The 19696-nt window shown below is 48.0% G+C and carries 19 protein-coding genes, 2 tRNA genes and 1 pseudogene; 18 read left to right on the top strand and 4 right to left on the bottom strand.

What is annotated here, in order from left to right; all coding sequences use genetic code 11:
- Positions 1-3: 3 nt before the first annotated feature.
- From HPY28_RS25670 to nadA, 9 genes and pseudogenes are all read left to right on the top strand, one after another.
- Complete coding sequence (locus tag HPY28_RS25670; protein WP_017246959.1) at positions 4-450, top strand: threonine/serine exporter family protein; 447 nt, start codon at positions 4-6, stop codon at positions 448-450.
- Positions 428-1858: a tRNA lysidine(34) synthetase TilS gene (gene tilS / locus HPY28_RS25665; protein ID WP_017246960.1), complete on the top strand. Its 1431-nt coding sequence runs from the start codon at positions 428-430 to the stop codon at positions 1856-1858. Before HPY28_RS25670 ends, tilS begins: the two co-directional genes overlap by 23 nt.
- Entirely contained in the window at positions 1855-2394 is a 540-nt protein-coding gene (gene hpt, locus HPY28_RS25660) for a hypoxanthine phosphoribosyltransferase (protein ID WP_017246961.1), read from the top strand. Before tilS ends, hpt begins: the two co-directional genes overlap by 4 nt.
- A 69-nt stretch (positions 2395-2463) precedes the next feature.
- Positions 2464-4422, top strand: a complete 1959-nt coding sequence (gene ftsH / locus HPY28_RS25655; protein ID WP_017246962.1) for an ATP-dependent zinc metalloprotease FtsH — start codon at positions 2464-2466, stop codon at positions 4420-4422.
- A gap of 349 nt (positions 4423-4771) precedes the next feature.
- Complete coding sequence (locus HPY28_RS25650) at positions 4772-5641, top strand: Cof-type HAD-IIB family hydrolase (protein WP_017246963.1); 870 nt, start codon at positions 4772-4774, stop codon at positions 5639-5641.
- Positions 5642-5645: 4 nt separating this feature from the next.
- A complete protein-coding gene (locus tag HPY28_RS25645) occupies positions 5646-7055 on the top strand; it encodes a helix-turn-helix transcriptional regulator (RefSeq protein WP_174231690.1) in 1410 nt (469 codons plus the stop codon).
- Positions 7056-7068: 13 nt separating this feature from the next.
- A pseudogene (locus HPY28_RS25640) lies at positions 7069-7440 on the top strand (ABC transporter substrate-binding protein); the annotation flags it as partial.
- 20 nt (positions 7441-7460) lie between these two features.
- On the top strand, positions 7461-8213 hold the full coding sequence (locus HPY28_RS25635; protein ID WP_174231689.1) for an alpha/beta hydrolase: 753 nt from the start codon (positions 7461-7463) through the stop codon (positions 8211-8213).
- An 88-nt stretch (positions 8214-8301) separates the two neighbouring features.
- Positions 8302-9246: a quinolinate synthase NadA gene (gene nadA, locus HPY28_RS25630; protein ID WP_007729946.1), complete on the top strand. Its 945-nt coding sequence runs from the start codon at positions 8302-8304 to the stop codon at positions 9244-9246.
- 63 nt (positions 9247-9309) lie between these two features.
- On the opposite strand, the gene HPY28_RS25625 is transcribed toward nadA, so the two are convergent.
- From HPY28_RS25625 to HPY28_RS25615, 3 genes are all read right to left on the bottom strand, one after another.
- Positions 9310-10602 carry an FtsW/RodA/SpoVE family cell cycle protein gene (locus HPY28_RS25625; RefSeq protein WP_017246968.1) on the bottom strand — a complete coding sequence of 431 codons (1293 nt, stop codon included), beginning with the start codon at positions 10600-10602 and terminating at the stop codon, positions 9310-9312.
- Complete coding sequence (locus tag HPY28_RS25620) at positions 10599-10934, bottom strand: PadR family transcriptional regulator (protein ID WP_017246969.1); 336 nt, start codon at positions 10932-10934, stop codon at positions 10599-10601. The genes HPY28_RS25625 and HPY28_RS25620 overlap by 4 nt, the downstream gene beginning before the upstream one ends.
- A 111-nt stretch (positions 10935-11045) precedes the next feature.
- Positions 11046-11540 carry a PCYCGC domain-containing protein gene (locus HPY28_RS25615; protein WP_017246970.1) on the bottom strand — a complete coding sequence of 165 codons (495 nt, stop codon included), beginning with the start codon at positions 11538-11540 and terminating at the stop codon, positions 11046-11048.
- Between the two features lie 192 nt (positions 11541-11732).
- Here HPY28_RS25615 and HPY28_RS25610 point away from each other — a divergent pair, with 192 nt between their 5' ends.
- The 7 genes from HPY28_RS25610 to HPY28_RS25580 all read left to right on the top strand — a co-directional run bounded on the left by HPY28_RS25610 (position 11733) and on the right by HPY28_RS25580 (position 18309).
- Positions 11733-12713, top strand: a complete 981-nt coding sequence (locus HPY28_RS25610) for a metal ABC transporter substrate-binding protein (protein ID WP_017246971.1) — start codon at positions 11733-11735, stop codon at positions 12711-12713.
- Between the two features lie 132 nt (positions 12714-12845).
- Complete coding sequence (locus tag HPY28_RS25605; protein ID WP_069852625.1) at positions 12846-13616, top strand: metal ABC transporter ATP-binding protein; 771 nt, start codon at positions 12846-12848, stop codon at positions 13614-13616.
- Between the two features lie 35 nt (positions 13617-13651).
- On the top strand, positions 13652-14491 hold the full coding sequence (locus HPY28_RS25600; protein WP_007729939.1) for a metal ABC transporter permease: 840 nt from the start codon (positions 13652-13654) through the stop codon (positions 14489-14491).
- 39 nt (positions 14492-14530) lie between these two features.
- Positions 14531-14956, top strand: a complete 426-nt coding sequence (locus tag HPY28_RS25595; RefSeq protein ID WP_016740938.1) for a Fur family transcriptional regulator — start codon at positions 14531-14533, stop codon at positions 14954-14956.
- Between the two features lie 115 nt (positions 14957-15071).
- Complete coding sequence (gene nadB / locus HPY28_RS25590) at positions 15072-16694, top strand: L-aspartate oxidase (RefSeq protein WP_017246972.1); 1623 nt, start codon at positions 15072-15074, stop codon at positions 16692-16694.
- Positions 16681-17529 carry a carboxylating nicotinate-nucleotide diphosphorylase gene (gene nadC, locus HPY28_RS25585; protein ID WP_174231688.1) on the top strand — a complete coding sequence of 283 codons (849 nt, stop codon included), beginning with the start codon at positions 16681-16683 and terminating at the stop codon, positions 17527-17529. The genes nadB and nadC overlap by 14 nt, the downstream gene beginning before the upstream one ends.
- 12 nt (positions 17530-17541) lie before the next feature.
- On the top strand, positions 17542-18309 hold the full coding sequence (locus HPY28_RS25580) for a type III pantothenate kinase (protein WP_069852630.1): 768 nt from the start codon (positions 17542-17544) through the stop codon (positions 18307-18309).
- Here HPY28_RS25580 and HPY28_RS25575 read toward each other — a convergent pair.
- Entirely contained in the window at positions 18304-18735 is a 432-nt protein-coding gene (locus HPY28_RS25575; RefSeq protein WP_174231687.1) for a GNAT family N-acetyltransferase, read from the bottom strand. The two genes, HPY28_RS25580 and HPY28_RS25575, sit on opposite strands and share 6 nt — an antisense overlap.
- A gap of 755 nt (positions 18736-19490) precedes the next feature.
- Between HPY28_RS25575 and HPY28_RS25570 the strand changes: the two genes are divergently transcribed.
- Together HPY28_RS25570 and HPY28_RS25565 are read left to right on the top strand one after the other, a co-directional pair.
- Positions 19491-19583 (top strand) — tRNA-Ser (locus tag HPY28_RS25570).
- A 16-nt stretch (positions 19584-19599) separates the two neighbouring features.
- Positions 19600-19673: transfer RNA gene (locus tag HPY28_RS25565), tRNA-Glu, on the top strand.
- Positions 19674-19696: the final 23 nt, after the last annotated feature.

Raw genomic sequence — 19696 nt, 5'->3', positions numbered from 1 at the left:
ACGATGTTGATACAAGGATTGGCGCTTAGCTTCGCCTCTTCAGTAGCGTGGTGTGTGCTGTTCAATGTGCCGGTTCGAACCATCGTAGCGGGTGGTTTTGCTGGAGTGGTCGGTTTTCTCGTCTACTCGATTCTTCCTATCTACGGTGCAGAGGTATTGTTGTCGACGTTTGTTTCGGCGGCGGCTGTCTCTTTGCTCAGTCAGCTCTTATCTATTATACTGCGAGTTCCTTCTACGAATTTTAGTGTCGCGGGCATAATTCCACTGGTACCAGGATCGTTGGCTTACAAAGCCATGCTTGCTTTTGTGAACAACGATTATGTCGGAGGGATTACACTGGCGACCAAGACTTTGATGGTGGCTGGCGCGATTGCTTCTGGACTTATATTTGGAATTTCGGTTCTGACGATTTGGAAAGGAGCCCGCTATGCTGGCAAGCGTGCGCAATGAGATTGAGTCCGAGGGGCTTTTGCTTCCAGGTGAGACCATTGTTGTCGGAGTTTCCGGTGGCAACGATTCTACCGCACTGTTGCATATATTGGCTTCTCTCAATAAACAATACCAGTATAATTGGAAGCTGCATGCTGTCCATCTGAACCACGGCTTTCGTGGGGAAGAAGCAAGGCAGGACGCACTCTATGCAGAAGAGCTGTGTCGTGAACTCGGCGTGGCTTTCCACCTGTTTGAGTATGATGTCCCCGCTTATATGGAAAAAACGGGACTGGGCGGGCAAGAAGCAAGTCGCGACATTCGCTATCGGCTGTATCGAGAAGTAGGTCTGGCGCAAGGAGCGACCAAGCTGGCATTGGCCCATCATGCTGACGATCAGGTGGAAACGATTCTTTTTCGTTTTGTGCGAGGCAGCAGGTTGCATGGACTGACAGGGATGCCGAAGCGAAGAATGCTTGCGGATTGCCCGATTGAGCTCGTGCGTCCGCTCTTGCATAAAACGCGTCAAGAACTGGAAGGCTACTGTCGGGAACATCAACTTGTCCCTCGTGAGGATAGCAGCAACCAATCGCGCAAGTATACGCGCAATCTGCTGCGTCTGGATGTCATGCCCTTATTGGAAAAAGTGAATGACAAGTATCGGGAGCATATCTTGGCTACCGCAGAGGCAATCCGGCAGGACGAAGCGCTTTTAATGAGGCTGGCGATTGAGCAGTTGGACGAGGTAACGATTGAGAAAAAACCCGAAGCATTTTTGATGGACAATGACAAGTTTCAAACTTGTGACGTTGCTTTACAAAGGAGAATGATTACTCTAATATTAAGTTATCTCTCAAAACATACCGAATGGTCTTCGCAACATGTGGAGACCGTTTTGCACATGCTAGGGGGAAGTCGCCCTTCTGCGGAATTGCATTTGCCCAATGACCTGGTAGTCGACCGGGTGTACGAGCGAATCACTTTTCGTCGTAGAAAGCGACAGGATCGCATACATACGTATAGTTACGAGCTCGCCGTTCCCGGTGTAACCTGGATCGACGAGAGTAAGGCCACGGTACATATTACTTACCTGGAAGGTCCCATGGATTGGGAGCGACTCCCGGCGAATGAAGCGGTCTTTGATGCCGATCAGTTGCCAGGATCGCTGTATTTGCGTAACCGAAAACCTGGAGACCGCATCACCCTGTTTGGCTCAGCAGATGGAAAGAAGAAGCTAAAGGATTTATTGATTGATGCCAAATTTCCGCGAGCATGGCGTGACAAACTTCCGCTTTTGACGGCGGGCGATGAGGTGATTTTGATACCAGGTGTGCGCCGTTCCGCCGTAGCGCCTGTCAGTGGACAGACCAGGCGTTTTCTACACGTGCGGGTAGAGTTTGGAGAAGATTGGCGGGAGGTTTTTTCATGAATCAAGACATCGAGAAGATTTTGCTATCAGAAGAGGATATCGCGGTAAAAGTTCAAGAATTAGGCAAGACGCTGGCTGCAGAATACAAGGATAAAAATCCATTGGTCATCTGCGTGCTGAAAGGTGCAGTCGTTTTCATGGCTGATCTGATCCGTCACATGGATATTCCGTGCGAAATGGATTTCATGGCTGTTTCCAGCTACGGAAGCGGGACAGAATCCTCCGGCATGGTGAAAATCTTGAAGGATCTCGATACATCTGTGCAAAACAGACATGTGCTGGTTGTAGAAGACATCATGGACAGTGGGCTGACGCTGAGCCGCTTGGTAGAGCTGTTGCGCCATCGGGAAGCTGCTTCCGTAAAAGTGGTGACTCTCTTGAACAAACCAGAGCGTCGCAAGGTGGATATTTCACCAGACTATAAGGGTTACGATGTTCCAGACGAATTCGTTGTGGGATACGGCTTGGACTATGACGAGCACTACCGTAATCTGCCTTATATCGGTGTATTGAAGCCTGAGGTCTACACAAAGTAGGTTTGTTGTGGAGACTGTGCTTTCTATGATAAAATGTGAAAAGTGTCTGTTCGTGAGAGGAGGTAAGGAATGAATCGCTTTTTTCGTAATACCGGGTTCTACCTACTGATTTTTCTTGTCACGGTCGGGATCGTGAATTTCATCCTCTCCGGTACTGATAAGGTTGGGAAACTTACATATCAGGAATTCCGGATACAGCTAAAAGCTGACAACGTCACTGAGTTGGCGCTTCGACCAGAGAATGGTACTTACAGGGTTGAGGGTACGTTGGCAAAAGCTATTCCGGGACAGGAAAGCAACAAATTTTTTACCAATGTTCCTTTGTATGATTCAGATGTTGTGAAGCTAGTCGAAGAGAAAATCGATGCACAAAAAGTGAAGAATGTAGCGTTCAATCCTGCGGAGGGCAACAGCATTTGGCTCACGTTCTTGACCTCTATCATTCCTTTTGTCATCATCTTCATCCTGTTTTTCTTTCTTCTGAACAACGCCCAAGGTGGCGGAAGCCGAGTCATGAACTTCGGTAAAAGCCGCGCGAAGCTTTACAACGAAGAAAAGAAACGCGTTACCTTTGACGACGTAGCAGGAGCGGACGAAGAAAAGGCTGAGCTGGAGGAAGTCGTTGACTTCCTGAAAGACAACCGTAAGTTCAACGCGGTTGGTGCTCGTATTCCAAAAGGGGTACTGCTTGTAGGACCTCCAGGTACTGGTAAAACCTTGCTCGCTCGCGCTGTTGCAGGCGAAGCTGGTGTACCGTTCTTCAGTATCTCTGGTTCTGACTTCGTGGAAATGTTCGTTGGGGTGGGTGCATCTCGCGTACGTGACCTGTTTGAAAATGCGAAGAAAAATGCTCCTTGCATTATCTTTATTGACGAGATTGACGCTGTGGGTCGTCAACGCGGAGCTGGACTCGGCGGCGGCCACGACGAGCGCGAGCAAACTCTCAACCAGTTGCTCGTAGAGATGGACGGTTTTGGTGGAAACGAAGGGATCATCATGATCGCTGCGACCAACCGACCTGACATTCTCGACCCGGCTCTCTTGCGTCCGGGACGTTTTGACCGTCAAATTACAGTAGATCGTCCTGATATCAAAGGCCGTGAAGCGGTGCTCAAGGTTCATGCCCGCAACAAGCCGATTGGTGAAGACGTGAAGCTGGACGTGATTGCTCGGGGTACATCGGGCTTCACGGGTGCAGATTTGGAGAACTTGTTGAATGAAGCAGCTCTCTTGACTGCCCGTAGAAACAAAAAGCAAATTACCATGACAGAAGTGGATGAAGCGATCGACCGCGTAATTGCTGGTCCAGCGAAGAAGTCTCGCGTAGTGAGCGAAGACGAACGACGCCTAGTAGCCTTCCACGAAGCTGGTCATACAATCATCGGATACCATCTGAGAAATGCAGAAATGGTACATAAGGTAACAATCATTCCGCGCGGCCAAGCTGGCGGATACACAGTGATGCTGCCGAAAGAAGACCGTTTCTTTGCTACCAAAACGGACCTGCTCGACAAAATCGTCGGTCTGTTGGGTGGACGTGTTGCGGAGGAAATAGTGCTTGGGGACATTAGTACCGGCGCACATAATGACTTCCAGCGCGCGACTGCTATCGCTCGCAGCATGATTACCGAATACGGAATGAGCAAGCTCGGACCGATGCAGTTCGGTAAGAGTCAAGGACAGGTATTCCTGGGCCGCGACTATGGCAATGAGCGTAACTACTCCGATCAGATTGCATACGAGATCGATCAAGAAATGCAAAATATTATCAACGAGTGCTACGCAAAGTGTACAGAATTGCTGACGACGCACCGTGATCAGCTCGATCTGATTGCGAACACGCTGCTCCGTGTAGAGACTCTCGATGCTGAGCAGATCAAGCAATTGATCGAAACAGGTAAAATGGATAACGATCCAGACGCAAATAAAGATGTGGTCGTGAACATTCAACCGAAGCTGGAAGAAGTAAAAGAAGAAGTAAAAGAAGAACCAAAGCAAGAAGATACAAACGAAGAACCGAAACAATAAGGGGCGCCTCAGGTGCCCTTTTTTGCAATATCGGAATGTATTAGGTTACCTTTTTAAAAGGTATCGATGAACCAATAAAGCTGGTGAGAAGAAAAAGCACAGGGCTCGCAGACCTTGACAACGCCTACCTAGTCGGAACTTAAAAAAGGGGACCACGCTTGTCGAACACTTCTTCTTTGAGAAACCTCCGCCCGTAGGGTGGCTTTGGCTCGACGGGCCCCTTTTTAAAGTGGAGACGGCCAGTGAATCCCCCCTGCTGGCGTGTCAGAGTCGAAGAGAACTGTGCTTTTTCTTCTCCTTCACTATGTTGACTCAATGGCAAATCCAAAGCGAATGAGAGGGATTGGATATGTTGCTTACACCGGGTATGGCTGCATTTGACATGGATGGAACCTTACTGACTCACGAATCAAAGCTGACAGAAGGAACCAAAGAAGCACTTCGCCAATTACAACAGCAAGGCTGCAAACTCGTTTTGTCTACGGGCAGGATGTATGGCTCCGCTCAAATTCCGATCGAATCCTTTCCTTTTGACGGGTATGTCTGTAGCAATGGGGGTGCTGTTTTCGAAGGGGATGGCACGTTGGTCCGTAAATGGCTCCTTCCTACTGAGATGGTAATCGGTGCGATCCATGCATTGAGGCAAGAAACGATATATTATGAGCTTCATGATACCAACAGCAATCGCTGGATGATCAAAGAAGACCGTGAACGCTTGGAAGCGACTCTGAGTGAGGACGCATCTGTGGAAGGCTTCTCGATCTTGAAATTTCCTTACTACAGGCTCGCTCGCGTAGAGCCATTGGCAGAGATGCTGGAAAAAGTAGAGTCCGGGGAAGTAGAAATCGTCAAGTTCTTCATCTGGCATCAAGACCCGGATCGTCTTGAGTGGGTGAAAGAGCAACTGAGGCCTTGGAGCGAGCAAGTGACGATCACTTCATCTGGCAAGCAGAATGTCGAAGTGATTCCTCAAGGGGTTTCCAAATGGGAAGGGCTTCAATACTTCTGTGAGAAATGGGGAATCTCCCCAGAGAAAGTAATGGCATTTGGCGATGCAGAAAACGATCGTGAGGCATTAACAGGCGCAGGATATTCCGTCGCAATGGAAAACGCTTCTGACGAGATCAAGCAAGTGGCCAAATATATCGCCCCACACCATAATGAGGAAGGCGTTGCCCGATTTATTCGGGAGCGCGTTCTCGGAGATAAAGGCGAGTAAGAGAATGAAAAAGCAGAAACTGCGTCTGTACAGGCCGGTTTCTGCTTTTTTCTCGTTGTTATTGAGAATTATTATCAATTATAATGGTCATATAAATACTGGCAAGTGGAGAGTGATTGCAACGATGATGCGCAAAGAGCTTATGATTTTGTGGAACCATGCATCCGTGAAAGTATTGGATGTACGCCATCAGATCGTGCAGCCAGGTGAAAAAATAACGGCTTATCAGCTCCCGGCCAGCGTGTTTTTGTTTACGGTTCGAGGTCGAGCAGTCGTGCAGCTCAATGATGTGATGTACCCGGTCCATACATTTCATGTGATTCATGGGGGCAAAGGGCTGACTCTCAACGTAAGCGTTACGGATAACGAATGGGAATCCTATATCATTTTCTATAAAGCAATCATTCCGTTGCCAAGTCGTCAGGAAATCATGAATCTCCTGAAATCCCGCAACTGGTTTTTGTCTCCTTATTCTATTGTGCCACAGCAGCCTATCACTCTGTTGGACAAGTTGGATCATCTACGGTCCGTTTGGAACAGCGGGGATGAGGATGAATTGAGACAATTGCGGGCCAAAGGATGGTTTCATCTGTTTATTTGCGAGCTGCTTGATCAGATGGATGAGCAAGAAGAGGGGATTACCCAACATGATCTCGTTTTCCTTGCGAAGCAATACATCCATCAACACTATGCGGAACCAATCACGCTGGAGGCAATCGCTCAGACGTTGAATTACAGCATTCCGTACTTGTCGAAGCAGTTCAAGCGTCAGACGGGTCATAGTCCGATCGATTATTTGATTGGTGTGAGACTCGAAAAGGCAAAGGACTTGTTGGTTCGTACGGATGCCACTCTTCAGGAAGTGGCGGAAGGTGTCGGGTATACGGATTTCTCCTATTTCATCAGAGCCTTCAAAAAATATACGGGTCTGACTCCCGGACAATTCAAGGAGCAAGCATTGTACGTTGATGAAGGCTCAGAATATCCTATGAAAAGGCTAAGATCAGAACTTGTCTTCCTATCGAATGAAACATACAATCTGATTGTTGTTGAAAATCATTCTCAGAGGGATAGGGGAATAGACGTGAAAGGAAGAATGCACAAGCTCGTGCTGGGGCTTGCTTTGTTACTCAGTGCATGTTCAGGTACAACGACAGGAAGTAGTGGAACGCAGCATGCTACACCCGTTGCGACTTCGGCGACAGAGGCGACTTCACAACCGACAGAGCAACAATGGCCGCGAACGTATGTGGATGCACTCGGAAAAGAAGTAGTGATTCCCAAAGAGCCGAAGCGCATTGTCGTGACTCATTTCGGGATGATGGAATACTTTTTTGCGTTAGAAACGCCACCGATTGCGTCTACACTTGCTGACCGCATGCTGACTACTTTTGAAACGTTGAAGCCAGCATAAAGACAAGTCCGTAACGTTTTTACGGGCGACAGGTGATGGAAGCACTTTTTATGTACTGGACGACAATGACGTTTCGTATGCATACGACCAAGAAACAGGCTTGGGAATGAAGTCTCCGGGGCAGTACAAGCTGGAGGGCGATGTGATTTCACTGGAGGGTGTCACGGTTCTTAATCCAGATTATATTTTCGTGGTCGATCATGCGGACAGAATGGATACAACGATGGCGGAGTTAAACCAAAGCAAAGTATGGCAATCGTTAAAAGCCGTAAAAGAAAAGCATGTATTCCCGTTGGATGTATCGATTAGTACGAAAGGACCGTTGGCGATCAAGTATGCGACGAATAGGGTACTCGAATACATGTCCACCAACGAAAGCTTTTGAGAAAGGAGGAGGAAGGGAGAATGCAACCTATCGTGGAGCAGTTCCAAAACCGCAAGCTCACAATCTATTTACCTGAGGGCTATTATCAAAGCGAAGAGCGTTACGCGGTTGTCTATTTGCAGGATGACGGTGATTTGATTGACCCAAAGGATAGTGATGTTCTTCGGAAGAGTAGAGAATTAACTGCGACAAATCAATTGCCAGGCCTGTTATTTGTCGGTATTGAATCGTTCGACCGAAATGATGAGTATACGCCGTTTGTGTCGCCGAATATTTTTGAGCCGGGGACCGGCAAGCAGTTTGGCGGAAACGCTTCTGTTTATGCCGATTTTCTCGCCAATGGATTGAAGCCGTACATCGACAGCAAATACCGCACATTACAGGAGCGAGAGTACACCGGGATCATGGGTTTTTCCTTTGGGGGACTCATTTCCGTCTACATAGGGTTACGCTATCCCGATGTTTTTGGACGGGTTGGCAGCTTTTCCGGCTCCTTCTGGTTCCCGGGGATCGTAGATTGGATCGAGCAGCTCACCATTCGTGATACAGGCCAGCGCCTTTACATGAATTTGGGTCATGCGGAGGGCTCCGGTCGAACGAACGGACAGCAATGGATGGTGCCAAATAGCAAAAGAGTTTATCAATATTTGCTGCAAAATGGTTTTCATGAGGACTCGATCCGACAGGTAATTTATGAGAGCAACTTCCACTCGTTTGACTTGGGTGTGCAATACGTACCAGAAGCACTGCAATGGTTGTTCAACGAGGAGTAGTCTCGTTCAGACGTACCACGTTGACAAGGTGAGGTTATACGCTTACAATGACCGTAAATTATGACACCACCGTAGGGGGATTTTTTCCATGGACGCTTTAGCGTTAGAAAAAAAAGCCCAGCGCAACGCTGAGTTACGTGAACGACTGCTGCAGCTGAAGAAAGAGCGTAATGCCATCATTCTTGCTCACTTTTACCAACGTCCCGAGATTCAGGAGGTCGCTGACTTCATTGGAGATTCGTTTGGGTTGGCGCAAAAAGCGAAAGAAACGGATGCCGATGTGATTTTGTTCTGTGGCGTTCACTTTATGGGAGAAAGTGCAAAAATTCTCAATCCCCAGAAGACCGTCATTATTCCCGATGAACGGGCTGGCTGTCCGATGGCGGACATGGTGAACGTAGACGGGCTCCGCAAGCTCAAGGCACAGCATCCAAATGCAAAGGTAGTGGCTTACATCAATACTTCTGCGGATGTCAAAGCAGAAACTTACATCTGCTGTACGTCGTCCAATGCGAAGCGCGTGATCGAGTCGATCGACAGTGACGAGATCATTTGGGTGCCGGACAAAAACCTCGGCCACTATGTATCCCAATTCACGGACAAGAAAATGATTATTTGGGAAGGGTACTGCAATACGCATGACCAACTGTCTGTAGAAGACATCATGACGTTGAAGCAGCAACACCCTGAGGCTGTGGTTGTCGTTCATCCGGAGTGCCGCCCAGAAGTGGTATCCCTGGCTGACTACGTTGGTTCCACGACCGGAATTTTGAAATACTGCCGTGAGTCTTCGCACAAAGAGTTTATTATCGGAACGGAAGACGGCACACGCTACATGCTGGAAAAGGACAGCCCGGACAAAACGTTCATTTTCGCTTCCAAGTACCTCGTTTGCCCGAATATGAAGGTGAACAACCTGAAGAAGTGCGTCGAGGCGCTGGAGAATATGAAGCCGGAGATTTTTGTGCCAACAGATGTTGCTGATGCGGCACGTGCTTCGTTGGAGCGCATGCTTGCGGTAGCTCCTGCTTAAGGGACAGTCTGATAAAAATGCAAAAAGGGAGTAGAGCTCAGAGGGCTTTACTCCCTTTTTCTATTAGGAGGCTTTGGTCAAAGGCTGGATGTCTTTTCGTCGGTAAATGTTCAAGACGAGTCCTATCAAGGCCATTTGCAATACGGTATGCACGATTCCAAAGCCAACGAATGGTAGATTCACAGTGATAGGGGGAGCCAGACCGACAGTCATGAAAATACCCCAGAAAAACGGCGTGAAAAAGAGTACAACCATACCGGATAAAAGCAAGGATCCGTATACATCTTTTACTCGTCTGATGGCATGGAGCAAACGAAGCAACAGCATAACGCCCAGAATGAAAAAAGCTATCCCTACAATTGGTCCAAAGATATACACCATGTAGGCAAAAATATAGTCAGATTCAAGGGCGGGCAATGCATCTAGAGAGGCACCGAAGCCTTGTCCCCATAAGGTAGCTGACTGGATGGCTTTCAAGGATTGAATGATGATATATCCTCTTCCATCCGGCTCGAGGTACGGATTCAGGAAGTAAAACAGACGATCTAGCTGATAAGGTTTAGCGAACAGGTAAACCCTCCCTCCGACATACGCGAAAATCATAGTGAGGAAGCTCAGTATAACAAGCTTTCTAGGCTTAGCGGCAATCACGAGCGCGATGTAGCCACCGACATATAAGAGAACGGCAAATTCGTATTTGCCTAACGTGAGAAGAAGGCAAGGGGGTAAGAAGTACGAAATCACTTTTACGATGGTGTAGTGATTGTGCGCCTTCCACTCTGTGAAAATTCCTGCGAGGGCTACGATGAACAGGAAGGGACTGATTCCAATGAAATGGAGTGGAGAATCTCCGATGTTCAGATACTGGATACCGGCTATAGGACTCCCTGTGAGCAGTGTATATAGGAGTAAGATCATCGTGCCGTAATACAGAAACTTACTATATCTCTTTAATTTACTGTAATCCCAAAAGAGAATCGCCACGAGGACGACTGTTCCGATCATGATACCGACTAGTTGTCTCCCGATCAAATTACGATTATCTTCCGCAATATGAAGAGAATACAGGGTAACCAGCCCGATAGCGAGCAGGATTCCCACAATCGAAACAATTCCCCACTCCATCCGCGGTTTATGCGCCTGATGGAGGTGACGCCCTACATTGACAGGATCACCCATCTCCGCAATCGCAATTCGAGTCGCTTCATCTTCCCCATACCCGGCCTCACGATAATCCTCGATCTTTTCGGCGAAATGATTCTCCAACTCTAGCGTAATGGCTGCATGAACCTCTTTGTTTTTGATCTGATCGCAAACTTCCTCTATGTAACGCGCAATTCGCTTGTTTTCGCTCATGTTGCCTGCCCTCCCAACACGGAGTCAACAGCGGTACGAAAAGATTCCCACTCCTGTTTTTTCTCTTTGAGATGCTTCTTGCCTTCGCGGGTGATTTGATAGTATTTGCGTTTTCGCTCTCCTTCACCTTCGCTCCAAAACGCCTCGACCTTTCCTTCAGACTCAAGGGTATGAAGAATGGGATAGAGGGTGCCTTCCTTGAGCGACAGCACACCGTTCGAGCTCGTTTCCATCGTCTTGATCATCTCATAGCCGTACATTGCCTTTTGTTCCAGCAAGGTAAGAATGAGAATGACCGTACTGCCTTTCATCAACTCTTTGTTAACTGCCATAGCTACCTCCTTATACCTCGGATTTCGATACCTCGAATATCTATGTATCATTCTATTCCATAAAAGGGAAAAAAGAAAGACTTCCTCATCGGGAAGTCTTGTTATATGTGTTTAGGAAGGCATCGGGGTAGGAGTTGGTTTTCCATAGCCTTGCCCATAGGTTTGATCTATGTAGGTACGAATTTCTTTTGTAGATTTGCCTTCTTCTTTCATCTTGCCGGAAATAACGGCGATTTCCATGCATACGCCGCAACGAGTGCCGTGGTCATCCCAGACAATGGAGCCATCAGACTTTTCTTCTTTGATGAAGCAGTTGCCATTATGCCCGTGTCCAGCACTTTCACCACAACCACAATAGCATGGAATGGATTTGAGCAACTCACGATTTGCGGCAGCAACTTTGTAGGATCCGATAATGACAGGGTCTTGGTTGTCTAAAAATTTTGGTAGCTGATCAGCGGAAGCAGTCAATTCCTGCAAATCACCATTGGGGGCGTGCTGCGTGTGATCGCTATGATTCTGTTCAGCTTGATCAGTAGAGCCACAGCCGGCAGTAAGCAGAGCTGCGGTGATAAAAGTAATGGCTAACCATGAGTTACGTTTCATCTTGGACATACCTCCTGCCAGTTATTTTATCATAATGAGATGGAGAAATTGTGAAGCTGGGAGAGAAGATGAACACTTATGATGTTTAAATCGGAATAAATCCTATTTACTTTTTGGGCGCCTCTCCGTATAATGAAAAACGACGAGAGCGTAAATCGGAATCATTTTGAATTGGAGCAGGAGGAAATATATATGAAAAGAGCTATGTTGGCAGCCCTAAGTTTCATTACGGCAGTGGGGCTGGTGGGATGTGGAGCAGCGAACGAAACGGCTGGTACTCCGCAAACTGGCAGTGACGCGTCAGGGAAGCCAAAAGTATACACGACGATTTATCCCTTGGAATATGTAGCGAAGCGAATCGGCGGTGAACACGTGGAGGTAACGAATCTGGTTCCCGCTGGCGTAGAGCCTCACGACTACGAGCCAACTGCAAAAGACATGGTTGCTCTGGCCGGAGCAGATATTTTCGCCTATAACGGCAGTGGTTTGGAGCTGTGGGTAGAGAAGGCTGTAACCAACCTCGATAAAAACAAGACAACGATCGTTAATGCGACGGAAGGTCTCGAGCTGATTAGTGCAGCTGAACATGAGCATGAAGGAGAAGGACACACAGAAGAAAGTCACGCAGAAGAAGCAGGGCATGACCACGGAGATCTGGACCCTCATGTATGGCTCGATCCGATGCAACTGAAGGCACAGGCAGAGAAAGTCAAAAATACGCTCGTACAAAAGGATCAAGCGCACGCTGCCGATTACGAAAAGAACTACACACAACTAGCAACCGACCTGGAGCAGTTGGATAAAGAGTTCAAAGATATGGTTACGCAAGCACCGAAGAAAGAATTCATGGTTTCTCACAGCGCATTCAGCTATATGGCAAAACGCTACGGGCTGGAGCAAGTAGCAATCTCTGGGGTCAATCCTTCTGATGAGCCATCCACAGCAGAGTTGAAGCGCTTGGTGGAGCATGTAAAAGAACACAACATTTCTTATGTGCTGTTCGAGACGTTGGTTTCTCCGAAGGTAGCGGAAGTAATTGCGAAGGAAGCTGGCGTGAAGACAGCCACGCTCAATCCGTTGGAAGGTTTGACGGAAGACGACGTGAAAGCAGGTCGCGATTACTTGTCCATCATGCGCGACAATATGAATACATTAAAGACTGCACTCCAATAAGCTTTCCCTCGAAAAGATGTCGCTTCCCAGGCGGCATTTTTTCGTTAGTAGGATGCTTGTGGTTCGGGCAAAATCGTAGTACGATGAAAGGAATCAAATAAGAACAAATCCGATTTAAGGGATGGATATTTCATGGAACCACATAAACAAGAGGTGCCTGTCATTAAGCTCACGGGCGTCTCCTTTCAATATGAAGACAAACAGGTTCTCGATGAGGTTGAATTCACACTGGAGCGCGGAGACTTTGTGGGCATCGTCGGGCCGAATGGATCAGGAAAATCTACGCTGATGAAGCTGATTTTGGGTCTATTGACGCCAAACAAAGGAACAGTAGAGCTGTTCGGGCAACCACTATCCAAGTTTCGTGAATGGAATCGCATTGGATACGTCGCTCAACAGGTCGCGCATGGAGCGGGTGGATTTCCGGCGACAGTACGAGAAGTCGTGTCATCTGGATTGGTCGGTAAAGTAGGCCTTTTTCGCAGACTGACGAAACAGCACCATGAGAGTGTACGAGCTGCGGTGGAGCGAGTCGGCTTGTTGGAGAAGCTGGATCAACGTATCGGCAACTTGTCCGGTGGGCAATTGCAGCGCGTATTCATAGCGCGTGCTCTTGTAGCTGAACCGGAGCTGTTGATCCTCGATGAGCCAACAGTCGGGGTCGATCAGGAATCGATCGATCAATTTTACAGCTTGCTTCGTTCGCTGAAGGAAGAGAACGGATTGACGATGATGATCGTCAGCCACGATGTGGGAGTCATGTCGCAATGGGTGACCAAGGTGGCTTGTGTGCAGAAGAAAATTCACTTCCACGGAACAGCGCACGATTTTGAGCATAACCAAGAAAAAATCTTGCAAAGTATGTACGGTGATTCGGTCAGACTGCTGTCTCATCATCATTAAGCTTTGTAAATAGGTAAGAAAGAAGGAATATGCACATGCTTGCTGATTGGTGGCAGTATGACTTTTTGCGGTATACCCTGTTTTCAGGGATTTTAATTGGTCTGATCTGTCCTATTTTGGGCACGTTTCTTATTGTTCGTCGCTTGTCGATGATGGCAGATGGCTTGTCACACGTCACGCTTTCCGGTGTAGCTGCCGGGATGCTCATTTCCAAAAAGGTCGCTTTCTTCTCCGCAGTCAATCCGCTGTTTTTCGGAATGTTGTTTGCGGTGATCGGTTCGTTGTTCATCGAGCGGCTGCGTAAGGTGTACAAAGCGTATCAGGATTTGGCGATTCCGATTATTTTGTCCGCGGGACTTGGGCTATTTACGGTATTGATCAGTATCGCAGACGGTTTTAATGCAGATTTGTATTCGTACTTGTTCGGAAAAATCGTAACAGTGTCCATCGAAGACCTGTATGCGCTGATTGGTGTGGCAGTTGTTGTTTTAGGGACAGTTTTGTTGATTTACAAGGAGCTTTTCGCGGTCTCCTTCGACGAAGAATTCGCTCGCGTCTCTGGCGTGGCAAGGCGTTCGATCAACCTGTGGTTTATGGTGCTCGTCGCTCTGACGATTGCGGCTTCCATGCGTATAGTCGGTGTCCTGTTAATCTCGGCGCTGATTACCCTTCCGGTGGCTGCCAGTTTGCAAATCGCGAAAAGCTTTCGACAAACGATTTTCTTGTCGATTTTATTTGCGGAGTTTTCCGTATTGAGCGGTTTGTATTTTGCCTATCTCCTTGATTGGGCATCTGGTGGTACAATTGTACTGATGGCAGTACTGGTTATGCTGGTTGTATTGGGTGTAAAGAAGCTGCGGGTCGCTTTCCGGTAAGAGTTATCCGGATATGACAAAAGGAAGGAGTGTTTGTCGATGAAAGTAGAAGAAGCGCTGCAAATATTGAAAGAACATGGTTTCAAGTATACCGGCAAGCGGGAGGAGATGATTCGAATCTGCGCGGCCGAGAAGCGATACCTGTCTGCCAAAGATATTATGGAGAGAATCAAGGAGCAGTATCCAACACTCAGCTTCGATACCGTCTATCGCAACATTTCCACTTTTGTTGAGCTGGGGATTCTGGAAGAGACGGAGCTGGACGGGGAAGGCAGATTCCGTTTGGCCTGTTCGACAGATGGACACCATCATCACCATGTGATTTGTACGGAATGTGGAAAGACTTCTTCTTTGCCAGGATGTCCGATGAATATCATTTCTGCGGTACCGGAAGAGTTTCAAGTGACGGGGCACAAGTTCGAGGTATATGGCACGTGTAAGGAATGTGTAACGCATTCGAATTAATCGGATAGAGGGGAGTGCTCGCTTTTGCGGGCGCTCTTTTTTTGCATCTCCTTCAAGCGTGTATTTGCTATAATGGGTGGAAAATCATCAGTTACAAGAGAGAAGGGACACAGTCATGATTCCCCGTTATATTGTGGACTTTGATTTGCACACCTTACCTCGGATGAGGGCAGATGTAGCTGTTATTGGAGCAGGAATTGCTGGGTTGTATACGGCGTTGCAAACGAGTGAGTATGCGGATGTGGTGTTGATCAGCAAGAAGGGACTCGATGATAGTAACACACGCTGGGCTCAGGGAGGAATCGCTGCTGTAACAGCCCAATCAGATTCCCCCGCCCTTCATCGACAGGATACGTTAATCGCTGGAGCAGGTCTTTGCTCGTATAACGCTGTGGAAGTCCTTGTGCATGAAGGCCCTGATCGCTTGCATGAACTGATTGCATATGGAACGGAATTTGACCGGGATGAACAAGGGCAGTACGAGCTGACACAGGAAGGCGCGCATAGCAAACGACGAATTTTGCATGCGAACGGAGATGCCACTGGGGCAGAGATTGTCCGCGCTTTGTCCAAGCGTGTGATGGAGCAGCCAAACATTCAGGTTTTGGAATATCATTTTGCAGTGGATGTCATCACGCAGGATGGCGAATGCGTGGGTGTCCTCGTGCGGAAGCCGGATGGCGAATTGTTTTTTCTGGAAGCAAAAGCAACGGTGCTGGCTACAGGAGGTGCAGGTCAGCTTTACCGTTATACGACGAATCCGCAAATCGCAACGGCAGATGGGATCGGCATCGCGTATCGGGCTGGTGCTCGCATTAAAGATGTGGAATTTATCCAGTTTCATCCGACTGCGCTTTACTATCCGGGTGCCCCGCGCTTTTTGATTTCGGAAGCTGTTCGTGGGGAGGGTGCCATTTTGCGCAACAGCAATGGTGATCGTTTCATGGACAAGTACCATCCGCAAAAAGAGCTGGCGCCGCGTGATATTGTCGCCCGGGCGATTGTTTCTGAGATGGAACAGACGAAGTCTACGTTCGTGTATCTCGACATCACTCACGAATCGGAAGAGCTTATTAAGCGTCGTTTTCCGACGATTTATAATTTTTGCTTACAATACGGGCTCAATATGGTGACAGATTGGATTCCGGTAGCTCCGGCTTGCCATTATATTATGGGCGGAGTTCAGACTGACTTGAACGGGGAGACCTCGACGAAGCGGCTTTTTGCATGTGGAGAAGCATCCTGCACAGGGGTACACGGAGCGAATCGACTGGCCAGCAACTCATTATCGGAAGCGGTTGTGTTCGGTCACCGGATAGCGGAGCGGATCAAGCAGCTGGCTGATTTGCAGAGTATTCATCCCTTCCAGATTGTTTCCAAGCAAAAACTGCCCCAAACGTTCAATACACGTGAACAACGATTAAAAATGCAAAAGCTCATGCTGCGGCACGTCAGTGTGAAGCGCGACGAAAAAGGATTAACGAAAGCACTAGCAGAGCTTGCGCGAATGGAGCAATACTATCAGTACGAGCCTGAGAGCCTGGAAACGTTTGAATTCTTCAATCTGCTGAATGCTGCCGTCCTGACAACGAGAGCGGCACTGATGCGGGAAGAAAGTAGAGGCGGGCATTATCGTACTGATTTTCCGAATAAAGATGACTTGCTATGGCGGAAGCATTTGATCCAGTCCGTAGAAGATGGTGTCCAAGAGGAGTGTGAGAAGCATGATGTGGAATAAACGGGAGCTTCAGCGAAAAATAGAGGAATGGCTACAGGAAGATGTAGGATTTGGTGATGTGACGACGATGAGCACGATTCCTGAATCGGAGCAGGGTATCGGCATTTTATATGCGAAAGAAGCGGGAATCGTGGCAGGCTTGCCGATTGCGGAGCAAGTATTTGCCACGGTTGATTCTGCCCTCGTCTTTGAGGCAAAAGTAGAAGAAGGAGCACGAGTCGAGGTTGGTCAGCAGATCGCTGAAGTCAGCGGCTCGGTTCGTTCGATTTTGAGCGGAGAGCGGCTTGCTCTTAATTTAATGCAACGTTTGTCTGGGATTGCCACGAAAACGAGTGAATACGCAACGGCCGTCGCAGGGACGAAAGCACGAGTTGTCGATACGCGGAAGACTACGCCAGGGCTGAGGGCTTTGGAAAAGTACGCGGTTCGAGTCGGGGGAGGCTACAATCATCGTTTTGCCTTGTATGATGCCGTGATGATCAAGGACAATCATATCAAAGGAGCGGGCGGTATTGCGCAAGCTGTTGCAGCGGCCCGCGCAGTTATTCCCCATACGATGACAGTAGAGGTAGAGGCCGAATCGTTCAAACAGGTTCAGGAAGCATTGGCAGCTGGTGCAGATACGATCATGCTCGACAACATGACACTCGATCAAATGGTGGAAGCCGTGCAGTTTATCGATGGACGAGCCATTGTCGAGGCATCTGGCGGTGTCAGTCTGGAGACGATTGGTGACATTGCAAAAACGGGCGTAGATATCATTTCGGTAGGGGCTCTGACTCATTCTGTCAAAGCGTTTGATATCAGCCTCGATCTGAATACGCGCAAGCGATAAGGAGCGAGCTCGATGTTATTGGTGATAGATATAGGCAACTCCAATATTGTGTTGGGCTTGTATGAAGGCGACGAGCTCCAACACCATTGGAGAGTGTCCACAGATCGTAACAAAACGGAAGACGAGTACGGCATGCTCGTCAAAAGCTTGTTTGGTAGCGTGGGGCTTGGCTTTGAACAGGTGAGAGGCGTTATTATCTCGTCTGTCGTTCCACCTCTAAACCTCACGATTGAACGCATGTGTGGGAAGTACATGCAACAAAAAGCGTTGATTGTCGGACCGGGAATCAAGACGGGTTTGAACATCAAGTATGAGTATCCGCGAGAGGTAGGCTCCGATCGAATCGTGAACGCTGTTGCTGCGATTCATCATTATGGTGCACCGCTCATTGTTGTCGATTTTGGTACGGCGACGACCTTTTGCTATGTCGACGAGCGGGCACAATATTGGGGAGGGGCGATTGCTCCCGGTATTGGGATATCAACTGAGGCACTCTTCACTCGTGCTGCCAAGCTGCCGCGAATCGAAATCGCCAAGCCTGCAAGTGTAGTCGGTCGTAATACGATAGCGGCGATGCAGTCCGGCATTTTCTATGGGTTTATCGGTCAGGTCGAAGGCATTGTACGTAGAATCATGGATGAATACGGTACGCGACCTACCGTAGTTGCTACGGGAGGGATGGCAGCGCTTTTTGCCAATGAGACGTCTTGTATTCATGTCGTGGATCAGAACCTTACCCTTAAAGGACTTCGTTTGATTTATGAGCGGAATCAATCATAGTGGATGTCGAACATATTTGCAGAAAAACATTTCGGGATCATCTGGATCTAGGTGAGTCAGGGTTCCGCAGTGAGCGTATCCGAGTTTTAGACAGAGACGTTGCATTTTTTCGTTGGAAAGGTTAGTAGAAGTGAACAATTTCTCCGTAAGGGAGATCGTTTCCAGATAGTGCATCATCTCCTCGCCAACCCCGCGTTTTTGATAGTGAGGGTGAACAATGAGTAGGTGAATAAAGCTGTTCTTAAAAAACGATTGATTGATGATGGCAAAACCGACGATATTCATATCGATTAACGCCACGTAGCAATGCCCTTGCTCGATGGCTTCTTGAAGTTCAGGTGAACGACTGGTTGAACCGAGCACCTTTGAATCAATCATACAGACAGCAGGAATATCTTGAGGAGTAGCGAGACGGATTGAGGTCATCGATTTCAAATCCTTTCTACTTGTAAATCGTTGCTAATGTTGTATGGAATGGAAAAAGGGTGTTAAACTATTGGTAGAGATATTGAATGTCTGACATATAATAAAGGAGCCAATACCGTTGCAGCGGCAAGGCTCCTGAGACAAGTAGCTGTGGAACACCCACGGCGCGCATGATACTAAAACAGCGAATCCACCGTCAGGCGGTCAACCTTAGGCGGTGGGTTTTCGCTTGTTACGCCACTTTCTTATCCATCGGTAGAGCTTCCTGCAGCTAAACCAGAGGCTTAGCAAGGTTGCCAGTACTTTTAGGAAAAGGTAAAGCGTGCCGAGCGAGACCATCAGCATCACCCCCTTTACAGGAAGCTGTGCCGTGGTCTTCCACCGCCAGTCTTGTCTTGAGTTAAATTATACCATTTGAACATTCCTTATGGTGAGATCTCTTGTTAGTGTAGTTACGAGCTGGCTCGACAAAAAGAGTGACCTTCAGCGAGTAACATAGCGACTGACAGGTAATGATATATACGTGTTTCACATCCGTGGATGGGGACAGAGAAAAAAGTTGAGATTTTCAATACTTTTCGTTGACAGCACATGCTCCACGCGCTACAATGGCTATTGTGCCTAGCAGAAAAGTTATGTCACATTGAACTTTTTAAGTTTCTTTAAAAAAGTTCTTGCGTTTCAGATGAAAGCATGCTAACATATGAATTCTGAAAGGCAAACAAGCGGATCGCTTTGATCCACTTCAAATATACGGATGGATGTCCGAGCGGCCGAAGGAGCACGATTGGAAATCGTGTAGGCGGTGTCGAACCGTCTCGTGGGTTCAAATCCCACTCCATCCGCCATCACTTTCTTAGAAATGGCCCGTTGGTGAAGCGGTTTAACACAGCAGCCTTTCACGCTGTCATACAGGGGTTCGAATCCCCTACGGGTCACCTAGCAAAACGCCCTGCAAACG

Origin of the sequence: Brevibacillus sp. HB1.2 (genome assembly GCF_013332495.1) — a bacterium.
GTDB lineage: Bacteria > Bacillota > Bacilli > Brevibacillales > Brevibacillaceae > Brevibacillus > Brevibacillus porteri.
This window is presented reverse-complemented; position numbering and strand designations above follow the sequence as displayed.